The sequence below is a fragment of the uncultured Arcticibacterium sp. genome, assembly GCF_964021845.1.
GTDB lineage: Bacteria > Bacteroidota > Bacteroidia > Cytophagales > Spirosomataceae > Arcticibacterium.
The window spans coordinates 1-13,053 of record NZ_CAXHZC010000003.1; the positions used below are offsets into that span (position 1 = coordinate 1).

The window sequence follows — 13,053 nt, forward strand, 5'->3', positions numbered from 1 at the left end:
TACCAAACATTATTAACTAATTCTAACTTTTATGATTCTTCTTTAAATTGTTATACTATATCAGATTATTCCTCACACCTATAATCCATCTCAAATACGTATTTTTGCCCTTTCATTATACATATCAAGGAGTTTATGAAGGTTCTAATCACTGGGGCAACTGGATTGTTAGGGAAAGAAATTTGCAGACAACTGTCTAAAACCGACAAATATCAGTTGAGATGCCTTGTCCGAAGTATAAATAGTCAACTTTCGCCTAACATTGAACAAGTCGAAGGAGACATACTAGACTTGCCCTCTCTCAATAAAGCCCTAGATGGTATCGAACTAGTAATTCATGCTGCGGCCATGGTATCTTTCCACAAAAAAGATAAGGAAAAACTTTTTTTAACTAATGTAGAAGGCACTGCGAATATGGTAAACGCCTGTGATAACAATAAAATTAAAAAGTTTATACATGTAAGTTCGGTGGCTGCTTTGGGTAAACCAGAAAACATACTCGACCCTCTAAGAGAAACTATAATCAATGAAGAAAACAAATGGCAAGACTCCCCATTAAATTCATCTTATGGGAAAAGCAAATATTTGGCAGAACTCGAGGTTTGGAGAGCACAGGCGGAAGGACTAAAGATCGCAATAGTTAACCCTTCCGTAATCTTAGGAGAAGGGGAGTGGCAGAAAAGCAGTACACAATTATTCAATTATGTCAAAAAGGGAAACAAGTTCTATTCAAATGGTTCAATCAACTATGTTGATGTGCAAGATGTGGCAACATCGATTGTCAAACTATTGGAAAACAATATAAACGCAGAGCGATTCATTCTAAGTGCTGGCAAACTTACTTACAAAGAGTTCTTTGCCTTAATTGCAAAACATCTACAAAAGCCAGCAACAAGCATCTTATTGAAAGATAAGCTCATTGCCTTCTTATGGCGAGTAGAAGCCGTTCGTTCCTTTCTTACTGGGGCTAAGCCACTCATAACAAAAGAAACGTCAATCTCTGCTAAGAGTAATTTCCTGTATGACAATACTAAAGCAAAGAGCACGTTGGACATAAAATTCCAAAGTCCAGAGAAAACAATTGAAAGAGTTTCTCAATATCTTAGGGAGCTTAAATAATTATTATACATTATAAATATGCGAGTTATAAACTAACAAGATTTTCTAAAGGAAATGTCATAATAAATCTATCATTCCCAGAATAATGCAAGGAAAAGTATCCGTTTTATGACTTTTTATGGGAATTATGAAATTTTCTTAGTTATTTCGCAGCCTGAAATAGCCCCTCAATTTGGCCAAACGCCTTTGAAATGGCTATTTCGGGTTTTAATAAAATGCAAAAAACATATTTTAAATAAACATGGCATCAGTTAGACCAGACGAAGTTTCAGCCATTTTGCGTGAGCAACTTGCAGGGGCAAAAACCGAAGCAGAATTGGAAGAAGTAGGTACAGTATTGCAAATCGGTGACGGAGTTGCACGTATTTACGGTTTATCAAAAGTACAAGCAGGTGAATTACTTGCCTTTGAAAACGGATTAAAAGCATTAGCTCTTAACCTAGAAGAAGATAATGTAGGAGCCGTATTGCTTGGCGAATCTTCTGACATAAAAGAAGGTGCCACAGTAAAACGTACTGGCGAAATTGCTTCTGTAAAAGTTGGTGAAGGAATCATAGGCCGTGTAGTCAACACCCTTGCTGAGCCAATCGATGGCAATGGCCCTATTGTAGGAGAGACTTTTGAAATGCCACTTGAGCGTAAAGCTCCTGGTGTAATTTATAGAGAGCCTGTTACAGAACCTCTTCAAACTGGAATTAAAGCAATTGATGCTATGATTCCTATTGGTCGTGGCCAAAGAGAGTTAGTAATTGGTGACCGTCAAACCGGAAAAACGGCTGTTTGTATTGATACTATTCTGAATCAAAAAGAATTTTATGATAAAGGCGAGCCTGTATTCTGTATATATGTTGCCTGTGGTCAAAAAGCCTCTACTGTAAAAGCAGTAGAACAAACTTTAAGAAAATACGGAGCTATGGCCTATACAGTAATTGTATCGGCAGGTGCTGCGGACCCTTCGGCCATGCAATTTTTCTCGCCATTTACTGGTGCTGCCATTGGTGAGTACTTTAGAGATACCGGAAGACCTGCATTAGTAGTCTATGATGATTTATCTAAACAAGCTGTGGCATACCGTGAAGTATCATTATTGCTTCGTCGTCCTCCAGGACGTGAGGCTTACCCTGGTGATGTTTTTTACCTTCACTCAAGATTATTGGAAAGAGCTGCGAAAGTGAACTCTTCTGATGAAATTGCTCAGCAAATGAATGATCTTCCTCCTTCTTTAAAAGGAAAGGTTAAAGGTGGTGGATCACTAACAGCACTTCCAATCATTGAAACACAAGCTGGTGATGTTTCTGCATATATTCCAACTAACGTAATATCTATTACAGACGGTCAGATATTCTTGGAGCAAAACTTGTTTAACGCAGGTATTCGTCCTGCTATTAACGTTGGTATCTCGGTATCACGTGTTGGGGGTAATGCTCAGGTTAAATCAATGAAGAAAGTCTCTGGAACACTTAAGCTTGATCAAGCTCAGTTCCGTGAACTAGAAGCATTTGCCAAATTTGGCTCTGACTTAGATGCTGCAACCAAACTGGTAATTGACAGAGGTAGAAGAAACCAAGAGATTCTTAAGCAAGCTCAGTTTCAACCTGCCCCAGTAGGAGAGCAAGTTGCTATGATTTATGGTTCTATTAATGGAATCATGGATAAAGTACCTGTAGAGCGAGTTAAAGAGTTTGAAGCTGAGTTTATTTCTTTAATGAATGCTAGTAAGCCTGAGTTCCTTGCAACTTTAGCTGCTGGAAAATTAGAAAAAGAAATTACTGAGTGGATTCTTAAGGAAGGTAAAAACCTTGCTACTAAATACGCTTAAACCTAACCATTTTGTAAAACTCTATGTTATCTAGGCGAAGTAAAGAATTATTTTATACCTTTTTCAGCCCCGTTATGAGAATTAATGGGACACTATATAGGACAATAAGGGCACCCAGAAAAAATAACGATAATCTTATTAAAGTTCAGTTGGGTCCTGGCCAAAAAAACTATCTAGCTGGTTGGATAAATGTAGATTCAAATCTCTTTACGGCAAAAGTAGACGTTTGGTCTGACATACGATACACCCTTCCTTTTAAGGATGAATCGGTTGATTTCTTTTATTCTCATCATGTTATTGAGCATCTTCCAGACCTAACTTTCCATTTGAAAGATATGTATAGAGCTCTTAAAAAAGATGGGAAAATAAGAATTGGTGGACCCAATGGAGATACGGCTATTAGAAAGTACCTTGAAAACGACCATGCTTGGTTTATAAACTTTCCTGATGAGAGAGAGAGTATTGGTGGGAAGCTTGAAAACTTTTTAATCTGTAGGCAAGAGCACCTAACAATTCTCACGCCTTCATTTCTTAAAGAAAGCTTGGAAAATGTTGGTTTTAAGAATGTGAAAGTTTGTCTAGCAACCAAAGAGACTAGATTCCCTGAAATAATAGACCAAAATGTTTTAGGAAAAGAATGGGAAACTGATTTAAATTTCCCGATGACATTATTAGTAGAAGCAGAGAAATAATTAATACGATTTATACAAATGGCTTCATTAAAAGAAGTAAGGAATAGAATTACATCAGTTAACTCAACGATGCAAATCACCAAAGCCATGAAAATGGTGGCGGCGGCAAAGCTACGAAGAGCTCAAGATGCTATTACTCAGATGCGTCCTTATGCCAATAAGTTAAACCAGTTAATAGCTACGGTATCTGCTAACAGCGAAACCGGAAGCCAAAGCCCATTTACAGCAGTAAGACCTGTAGAAAAAGTCCTGATTATTTCAGTGACCTCAGATAGAGGCCTATGCGGTGCTTTTAACTCAAACATAATTAAAGCTACCAATGCTTTAATTAACGAAAAGTACTCGAGGCAACTAGCTGCCGGAAATGTTTCAGTTAAAGCACTAGGAAAAAAAGCCTTTGACGGTTTGAAGAGACTAGGCTATAGCGTAAACGGCAATCATACTGATATTTTCACTAAGCTTAGCTTTGCTGAAGCTAGAGAAGCTGCAGAAGAAGCCATGGATGCTTTTGAAGCTGGTGAGTATGACGAGGTAATACTAGTTTTTAATGAATTTAAGAACGTAGCTACCCAAATTATACGTACTGAGCAGATGCTTCCTTTGGTCAATAAAGTAGATGAATCAGCTGCTAGCAATACAGATTATATTTTTGAACCAAGTGAAGAAGAAATAATTCTAGATTTGATGCCGAAGGCTATCAAAATGCACCTTTATAAAGCGGTGTTAGAATCAAATGCTTCAGAACATGGTGCTAGAATGACCTCTATGGATAAAGCCACTGAAAACGGAGGCGACCTACTTAAAGATTTGAAAGTAGTTTATAATAGAACAAGACAAGCTGCTATTACCAAAGAGATCCTTGAGATAGTGGGTGGTGCAGAAGCGTTGAAAGATAGTTAAAACAGAAATTTATTTCTGGCAAGAACCACAGTTGCAAGCTGTGGTTTTTTGTTTGTCTGAGGCCCAGTTTAAAGCCTTTGACTTAAATTGCAACATTAAATTATTATTAACCAAAAGGAAATCATGACAACAGATGCGTTGAAAGGTTTGAGAGCCAGGGTGACGGCTTTGAGGGGGTATCTTTGACTACGATAATAGAGTAGTTAAACTAGGAGATTTAGAGAATCAACAAGCACAACCTGAGTTCTGGAATGATTCTGAGCACGCTCAGAAAGTAATGAAGGAAATTCAAACATTAAAAAACTGGACAGAAGCTTACGAAAAAATGGATACGAGTATCAGCGATTTAGAAACGCTGTATGAGTTTCATGAAATGGGTGAGGTAGATGAAGCGGAAATTGATGCAGAAGCAATAAAAACTGAAGAGATAATTGAAGAATTAGAACTTAAGAAAATGCTTTCTGGAGAAGAAGACCAGTTCTCCGCTATTATTGAAATAAACTCTGGAGCAGGTGGAACCGAAAGTCAAGACTGGGCAAGCATGTTATACCGCATGTACCTCATGTGGGCTCAGAAAAATGGCTATAAAGTAAGTCAGTTGGAATGGACTGACGGTGATGGTGCCGGAATAAAATCTGCCTCCATGCAGATAGATGGGCCACAGGCATATGGCTATTTAAAATCAGAGAATGGGGTTCATCGTTTAGTTCGGATTTCTCCATTTGATAGTAATGCCAGAAGACATACGTCTTTTGCTTCCGTGTATGCCTATCCTTTAGTGGATGATACGATTGAGGTGGAAGTAAAACCAGCCGATATTGAAATTCAAACATCTCGTTCTGGAGGAGCTGGCGGTCAAAATGTAAATAAAGTAGAAACCAAGGTTCAACTTACCCATAAACCATCAGGAATAGTAATTGTTTGTTCTGCTGAAAGAAGCCAGTTGGCTAACAAAGAACATGCAATGAACATGCTTAAATCTAAACTCTACCAGATAGAGTTGGAAAAGAGAAATGCTGCCCGAGCGGACATTGAAGCTTCAAAAAAGAATATAGAATGGGGCTCACAGATCAGAAACTATGTTTTTCACCCCTACAAAATGGTGAAAGATGCTAGAACCGCTCATGAAACTTCTGATGTTCAGAGTGTGATGGATGGAAACATCAATGATTTCATCAAGGCATATTTGATGATGGATTAACGATTAAGGCCTTCCTTATTAAAATAAGAGAGGCCTTAGTTTTTTTACGCTGCTGGTACCTTCTGAATATGTTTTGCTATAAAAGGTAACTTCTCTGCAGTAGTTTTCCAATTAGTCTTAAACTCCTGTAATGTTGGTACATTATTGTTAAAAACAGTAGTTCCTGCAGAAATTAATTCATTCTCCACTGCCGATTTAACCTTAAAAATAGGAATAGTTTTTACCTCGTTGTCTTCTAAGTAGGCAATAGACCTATCAAAGAAATCAACACCTAGCTCAGACCCAAGCTCTTTGAACCAATGTGTAGATGAGTCAATAGAACAACCACTTGCTTGTTTTTGATTTTCATCAAGAGCGACCACCACAAAACGGTTTTCAAAAACTGATGCAGAGCCCAATAAAGGAGAGCCGTGAGCCGCCCAATTTTCCACCGCGTTCTTCAAAAAATATGAAGTCATATTTTCTTCCTTTGCACTCAATTTCCGGTTCGCCTGATAAATCCAAACGCGAGATTGGATAGGCATTTTATCAAAGTCTTGATACATAAAGTTCTTATTTTACTTCCACTCAGGTAAACGCAATCACTCCTGATTTCATTCTATAAGGAAGCTAATATTTTGTAGAAGGTTGTAAACTGTGGATAAAAGCCTCGCTAGACCTTACAATCTAGCTTTTGTTATATACGAGAATCTTTAGATATGCTCCAGAAGTAATTCTGCAAGGTCAAAAACTTTGACTTCATGCTCTCTCTCCTTATTCTTAACACCATCTGACATCATGGTCATGCAAAAAGGGCAACCTACGGCAATAGTTTTAGCACCTGTCTCTAGGGCATCTTCAATACGCTCTACATTGACATCTTTCTTTCCTGTCTCTGGTTCTTTAAACATTTGACCTCCACCTGCTCCACAGCATAGGCCATTTGAACGGCAACGTTTCATCTCTACCAATTCCGCATCCAAAGCTTTTATTAACTCTCTCGGGGCTTCAAACACGTCGTTTGCCCGTCCTAAATAACAGCTATCATGGAAAGTTATTTTTTCTCCTTTAAAGCCTCCACCTTTTACTACCAACCTTCCTGTATCTAATAATTCTTGAAGGTATTCTGAATGGTGTACCACATCATAATTTCCTCCAAGTTCTGGATACTCATTCTTTAACGTATTAAAACAATGCGGACAGGCCGTTACTATTCTTTTGATTCCATAGGAATTCAAAACCTCAATGTTCTGCATAGCGAGCATTTGAAAAGAAAATTCATTCCCTGCTCTTCTGGCTGGGTCGCCAGTACAGGCCTCTTCAGTACCTAAAACGGCAAAGTCTACTCCTATTTTATTAAGAATCTTGGCAAAGGAAACTGTTACTTTCTTATATCTATCATCAAAAGAACCAGCACAGCCTACCCAAAAAAGTATTTCTGGCTCTTTTCCTGCTGCTGAAAGGTCTGCCATTGTAGGCACTTTGAAAGTTAGTTCTTCTGTCATTTCTCTTTATATAAGGTATATTCAAAATTAGTATGCTTGCATAACATTTGCAAGTCTTATTTCAGAATCGCTCGCAAAACCTCTCTTTTCCTTGGAGGGCCCTGATGTTTTTCCACTACAAAACCGGCTGAACGCAGGTTTCTTTGGACATAACTCTTAGAACAATAGGTTACCAAAACGCCACCACTATTCATAAAACCGGCAACTCTTTGAAAAATTTCTTCTGTCCATAGCTCAGGCTGCGAAGACGGGGCAAAGGCGTCATAGTAAACAAGGTTGAATTTTTTATCACTCACATATTCCTCTAAGGTGACCTTCTTCTTGGTTAAAGTAAAAAAATCATTGACTTTAATTCTCACCTCCCAGTCCATGTCATGAAGGTGTTGGACGTCAAAATTCAACCCTTTTTCCAATTCCTTTTCCATAGGAAAAGCTTCTAGTGAAGTATAATCAACCTGTCGTTTTTCTTCCTCCGCCTTTTGGCTCGTTAATAAGGCATTAAAACCGGTCCCAAAGCCCATTTCCAAAATATCCACCTCCGCAAATTTTTCTAAAGCGTAGTCTAAACCTAGTTCTATGAAAACTTTTTCAGCTTCTAGTCTAGCACCAAAAAGTGAGTGGTAATATTGATTAAAACATTCGCTATAAATAGTTGTTGTTCCGTCGGCGGTTAGCTTTATCATTTCTGGAAATTTAATACGCAAAATTACAAAGCTTATGCAACAAGCAAGGATTTCTGCGAACCCTTAACTAAATTGAATCGTTTACAATCCAATCAAAAGCTATTACGTGGAACCAGGCTGTCAAAAATTACCTTTGGAAAAAATAGGAGCGTTTTCGCAACTATTTCTAGACTATATCAATCAAGAAGAAGCTTTAAAGCCTTTTTACAATCAATATCCCTCTATTGGGAATTTTAAAAACCTCATAAAAGACAAAAGCTTTAACAGTCAAAAAAGAGAGAATTTAGTTTCTGAGTTACATAATCAATATGCAAATATTGAAAACAAGCCAAATATTGACATTTTGCTTGAGCCAAATACCTACACGGTTACCACAGGTCATCAGCTTAACATATTCACCGGCCCACTTTACATTATTTTTAAAATAATTACGGTCATTAACTTAGCCAAGAAACTTAAAGAGGCTTATCCTGATTCCAATTTTGTTCCAGTGTATTGGATGGCGACCGAAGACCATGATTTAGAAGAAATTCAGGTTTGTAGGGCTTTTGGTCAAAAAAGAAAGTGGGCTACCGCTCAAACGGGTGCTGTAGGAAGAATGACCACGGAGGGTCTTCCTGAGCTAGCTGCTCAATTAGGGAAAGGTGCTGAATTTTTCAAAGAAGCGTATCAAAACAGTGAAAAATTAGGCGATGCTGTACGTCAATACATGCATCATCTTTTTGGTGAATATGATTTAATAACACTAGATGCCGATTCTCGTGCTTTAAAGTCGCAGTTTGCATCTGTCATGAAAGATGACATTTTTAATAATACAGCCTTTGGTTTAGTTAATGAGAGAACAGCCACTATAGATGCTTTAGGCTACAAAACACAAATTAGCCCAAGAGAAATCAACTTCTTTTATTTGGAAGACAGTTTAAGAGAGCGATTAGTAAAAACGGATGCCGGTTTTGACGTATTTAATACTGATATCAAGTTTTCGAAAGAGGAGATTCTTGCGATAATAGAGAACGAACCAGAAAAGCTAAGTCCGAACGTAGTGCTGCGTCCTTTATATGAAGAGTGGATTTTGCCAAACTTGGCTTATATCGGTGGTCCTTCGGAAGTTCCTTACTGGTTACAATTAAAGCCTGTTTTTGATTTTTATAAGGAGGCGTTTCCTGCTTTGATGCCAAGAAACTTTGGTCTTTTATTGGACGAAAGGAGTGCTCAAAGCTTAGAGAAACTAAATTTTGGCTTAGAAGATATTTTCAAGACTACAGATTCGCTTAAAGCTCAGTATGTAAAAAGAGAATCTGAAAAAGAATTAAGCCTGCAAAAAGAGTTGGAAAGCCTGCAAACAATATATGCAGACGTACTCAAAAAGGCAGATGAAATAGATATTACCCTGAGTAGAACAACTAAAGCTTTTGAAACGAAAAGTGTAGACATGCTAGAAAGGCTAGAGAAAAAACTACTGAGAGCTGAAAAAAGAAACTATAGCGAAGCACTTTCAAAAATTGAAAAACTAAGAGAGCATCTATGTCCAGCTGGCGGCTTACAGGAAAGAAAGGACAACATGTTAAATTTTTACGGAGAAGGGAATGATCTTATAGAGAAACTGATAGCAAGTTTTGACCCCCTAGATTATCAGTTTAATGTGATTGAAATTTGACCTCACCCCCCGCCCTCTCCGGTGGAGAGAGTGCTATCTTTCCTTACGCCAATCCCAAACAATAATCTCCCACGGCTCGCCTGCATCAGGTTCGTCGAAGGTTTTGACTATCTCAAAGCCTGTTTTTAGATGAGCATTTAGCGAGCGAGCATTTTTGCTAGATACGTCTGTCATCGCTAAGTCATAAATACCCTTGTAGGAATCTCTGTATTGATTATACATTCTACGCATTAGGCCTTGCCCTGCATAGTTTTTATCAACGCACACTTGCCCTACTGAAACATAATTGGTGTCTCCAAATTGTTTCCCTTTATAAACCACTTCATGGAAAATAGGGAAAATACCAGCACCCTCCTTCATTAAATGATTGGTAGACCTATCCATTAAAAGAACATAGCCCACCACTTTATCACCATCTTTAGCTATGATGTGATGATTATTAGCCGGCATCACTTTTAGGAAGTCGAAGTCATACTCCAAGGTTACAAAACCCTGTGTCTCCATTTCTTCTTGACTGAGGTTTTGACGTAAGTTGGCCGCTTGAAGTGCCAAAATCCCTCTCAAATCTTCGTCCCTTTTCGCTTTTACTATTTCTATCATTAAAATTCTACTTCTACCCTTCCTTTCTCTTTACTTAAATCAACTTCTTTCTCCACGCCATCTACCACCACCTTATACTTACCATAGAAAGCAGGAACCTCTGAGACTCCCTCTTCTCCTAAAACTCCTGAGGTTGTAGTCCACCATTGTTTGAAAATCAGGTTTTGATATGCATCTACCGCAGGAGTTGGCGACCAATCCTTTCTGTACATAGAAGACGCTGGAATCCAGTTTGACCCTTCCCAGAAACCCCACTGTAATATTCCCGTAACGGAAGGATGGGCAAAACAAATTTTATAGTAGTCTACCAACTCTTGTGCTTTTACCAATTCTTGCTCAGGAGTCAATTTATCAGTTTTATTATCAACCCACTTGGAACGCTGACCAGGTACATTGAATTCCGTAATTCTAATTGGTAAACCAAACGTTGCTAATGAATCCAATGACCTTTTCAATTCTGTTCTATCAAAAGTTTCGGCGTGCAAGTGCCCTTGAACACCTATTCCTGCTATTGGTACTCCCTGACCAAGTAATTTTCTAATTTGAGCCATGTAATCATCAAGACGTTTTCCGGTCAGAATATCATAATCATTTAACCACAATTTGGCATTAGGGTCTTTCTCATGAAACCAGTCCGTCATTTTCTTGGTGATGCCATCGCCTAGCCTATCTTCATAGAAATTTCCATGAATCATTTCATTGTTCAGGTCATATTCCACAAAACGACCTTTATACCTTTCAGCAATATCATAGGCTCTATTTTTCAAAGTAGTTTCAAGCTCTTTATCGTCCATTTCTTTTAGCCAAGGCTGAACAAACTTATTAATGCCCCAATAAATATTATGACCACGAATTCTAATCTCATTAGCATCTGCCCATTCTAAAATTCCGTCTACCGTGGCATAATTTACTTTTCCTTGCTCACGTTCCATACTTAACCATTTTACAGCATTTTCGGTAACAGCAGAGTTGAAGTTTTCAAGAAACTTCTCTCTGTATTGCTTTTGATCTTCTTCAGACCAATAATCTCCGGCAAGACCATTACTTATGGCTGCACCAAACCAAAAATCATGGCTAAGTTGTTCTACAGATACTTTTGCTCCAGGTTTAGCTTTGATGATTAATTGCCCTTTTCGGTTTTCATTGATATCTTTTTCAATTCCTTGATATTGACCGAAGGCTTGACATGTAATGGTTAAAAGTAGGAGAGTAACTAATTTGAATTTCATGATCGGAATGGTTGAATTATTCTTCAAAAATAACCCAGAAGATTGTCATAAAAAAACCTCTTCCAGTTTCCTGAAAGAGGTTTTTTAAATCTATGTTATTAAGAAACTCTTAATATCTATAAGCTTCTGGCTTATAAGGTCCCTCTACAGTTACACCTATATACTCCGCTTGCTCAGAAGTTAACTTAGTAAGTGCAGCACCCACATGATTTAAGTGGAAAGCAGCTACTTTCTCATCTAAATGCTTAGGCAATACATATACTTTGTTTTCATAAGCGTCTGTATTATTCCAAAGTTCTAGCTGAGCTAAAGTTTGGTTTGAGAAAGAACAAGACATTACGAAAGATGGGTGGCCAGTAGCACATCCAAGATTCACTAAACGTCCTTCTGCTAAAACGATGATATCATTTCCGTTCAAGTTATATAAATCAACTTGAGGTTTGATTTCTACTTTAGTAGCACCAGACTCTCCATTTAACCAAGCCATGTCAATCTCATTGTCGAAATGACCAATGTTACATACAATAGACTTGTCTTTCATTGCTTTGAAGTGCTTAGGCTGGATAATGTTATAATTACCAGTAGCCGTCACAAAGATAGATGCTCGCTCACAAGCTTCTTCCATGGTAACTACTTCAAAACCTTCCATTGCCGCTTGAAGAGCACATATTGGGTCTACTTCTGTTACCAATACTCTACATCCTGCATTTCTTAAAGACTCCGCAGAACCTTTTCCTACATCACCAAAACCAGCTACTACAGCTACTTTACCAGCAAGCATTAAATCGGTAGCTCTTCTGATAGCATCTACTAATGATTCTCTACAGCCATATTTGTTGTCAAATTTAGACTTCGTAACAGAATCGTTCACGTTTATGGCTGGCATAACCAATGTCCCATTCTTTTCTCTTTCAATCAATCTGTGAACTCCCGTAGTAGTTTCTTCAGAAAGACCTTTAATACCTGCCGCTAATTCTGGGAATTCGTCAAGCACCATGTTTGTCAAGTCTCCACCATCATCTAAGATAAGGTTAAGAGGTGTTCTGTCTTCACCGAAGAAGATAGTTTGCTCAATACACCAGTTAAACTCTTCCTCGTTCATACCTTTCCAAGCATAAACCGGAATACCAGCAGCAGCTATTGCAGCGGCAGCGTGGTCTTGTGTAGAGAATATATTACATGAAGACCAAGTAACATCAGCTCCTAGCTCTACAAGTGTTTCAATTAAAACGGCAGTTTGGATAGTCATGTGAAGACATCCAGCTATTCTAGCACCCGCAAGAGGCTTAGAAGGGCCATATTCTTTTCTAATTTCCATTAGACCTGGCATTTCTGCTTCAGCTAATGTGATTTCTTTTCTACCCCAATCTGCCAAAGAAATGTCTTTGACTTTGTAAGGAACATAAGTTTTTGTTGCTACAGACATATAAAAAGTTATTTTATCTACTAAAATTGACAATCACTAAACAAATTATCTAATACAGTGCCAAAATTACGTCATATTACCTACAAAATCAAATATTATTGTTTATTTTATCTATTTAACACCAAGCTATAATAGAGCTGAAACAGAAATATTAGCGTATTTAAATAGCTAATAAACAAATGGCCTAAGCAAAGACAATTGTTTTTGAAAGCTTAGATTTACAGATACTTAACTATAATATGC

At 37.9% G+C, this 13,053-nt stretch carries 12 protein-coding genes; 6 read left to right on the forward strand and 6 right to left on the reverse strand.

The window, feature by feature from the left end; all coding sequences use genetic code 11:
• Positions 1 to 135: 135 nt before the first annotated feature.
• The 5 genes from AADJ06_RS09545 (at position 136) to prfB (ending at position 5,731) form a co-directional block, all read left to right on the forward strand.
• Entirely contained in the window at positions 136 to 1,119 is a 984-nt protein-coding gene (locus AADJ06_RS09545) for an NAD-dependent epimerase/dehydratase family protein (RefSeq protein WP_341226214.1), read from the forward strand.
• 241 nt (positions 1,120 to 1,360) lie between these two features.
• Entirely contained in the window at positions 1,361 to 2,938 is a 1,578-nt protein-coding gene (gene atpA / locus AADJ06_RS09550) for a F0F1 ATP synthase subunit alpha (protein WP_341226215.1), read from the forward strand.
• Between the two features lie 74 nt (positions 2,939 to 3,012).
• Positions 3,013 to 3,630, forward strand: a complete 618-nt coding sequence (locus tag AADJ06_RS09555; protein WP_341226216.1) for a methyltransferase domain-containing protein — start codon at positions 3,013 to 3,015, stop codon at positions 3,628 to 3,630.
• Between the two features lie 18 nt (positions 3,631 to 3,648).
• Entirely contained in the window at positions 3,649 to 4,530 is an 882-nt protein-coding gene (gene atpG, locus AADJ06_RS09560) for an ATP synthase F1 subunit gamma (RefSeq protein ID WP_341226217.1), read from the forward strand.
• Between the two features lie 123 nt (positions 4,531 to 4,653).
• A protein-coding gene (gene prfB / locus AADJ06_RS09565) for a peptide chain release factor 2 (protein ID WP_341226218.1) occupies positions 4,654 to 5,731 on the forward strand; the annotation gives its coding sequence in 2 pieces (ribosomal slippage) (positions 4,654 to 4,704 and positions 4,706 to 5,731; 1,077 coding nt in all).
• 44 nt (positions 5,732 to 5,775) lie between these two features.
• On the opposite strand, the gene AADJ06_RS09570 is transcribed toward prfB, so the two are convergent.
• The 3 genes from AADJ06_RS09570 to mnmD form a co-directional block, all read right to left on the reverse strand.
• On the reverse strand, positions 5,776 to 6,276 hold the full coding sequence (locus AADJ06_RS09570) for a hypothetical protein (protein WP_341226219.1): 501 nt from the start codon (positions 6,274 to 6,276) through the stop codon (positions 5,776 to 5,778).
• Between the two features lie 147 nt (positions 6,277 to 6,423).
• Positions 6,424 to 7,215, reverse strand: a complete 792-nt coding sequence (locus AADJ06_RS09575) for a (Fe-S)-binding protein (RefSeq protein WP_341226220.1) — start codon at positions 7,213 to 7,215, stop codon at positions 6,424 to 6,426.
• A 56-nt stretch (positions 7,216 to 7,271) separates the two neighbouring features.
• The gene (gene mnmD / locus AADJ06_RS09580) at positions 7,272 to 7,898 is read right to left on the reverse strand and encodes a tRNA (5-methylaminomethyl-2-thiouridine)(34)-methyltransferase MnmD (RefSeq protein WP_341226221.1); all 627 of its coding nucleotides are present in this window, start codon (positions 7,896 to 7,898) and stop codon (positions 7,272 to 7,274) included.
• A gap of 106 nt (positions 7,899 to 8,004) precedes the next feature.
• On the opposite strand from mnmD, the gene bshC reads away from it, so the two are divergent.
• Positions 8,005 to 9,555 (forward strand): bacillithiol biosynthesis cysteine-adding enzyme BshC, encoded by a 1,551-nt coding sequence (gene bshC, locus AADJ06_RS09585; RefSeq protein WP_341226222.1) that lies wholly within the window; start codon positions 8,005 to 8,007, stop codon positions 9,553 to 9,555.
• Positions 9,556 to 9,588: 33 nt separating this feature from the next.
• On the opposite strand, the gene AADJ06_RS09590 is transcribed toward bshC, so the two are convergent.
• From AADJ06_RS09590 to ahcY, 3 genes are all read right to left on the reverse strand, one after another.
• Positions 9,589 to 10,155: a GNAT family N-acetyltransferase gene (locus AADJ06_RS09590; protein WP_341226223.1), complete on the reverse strand. Its 567-nt coding sequence runs from the start codon at positions 10,153 to 10,155 to the stop codon at positions 9,589 to 9,591.
• Complete coding sequence (locus AADJ06_RS09595) at positions 10,155 to 11,384, reverse strand: endo-1,4-beta-xylanase (RefSeq protein ID WP_341226224.1); 1,230 nt, start codon at positions 11,382 to 11,384, stop codon at positions 10,155 to 10,157. The genes AADJ06_RS09590 and AADJ06_RS09595 overlap by 1 nt, the downstream gene beginning before the upstream one ends.
• Positions 11,385 to 11,493: 109 nt before the next feature.
• Positions 11,494 to 12,810: an adenosylhomocysteinase gene (ahcY, locus tag AADJ06_RS09600; protein WP_341226225.1), complete on the reverse strand. Its 1,317-nt coding sequence runs from the start codon at positions 12,808 to 12,810 to the stop codon at positions 11,494 to 11,496.
• Positions 12,811 to 13,053 lie beyond the last annotated feature (243 nt).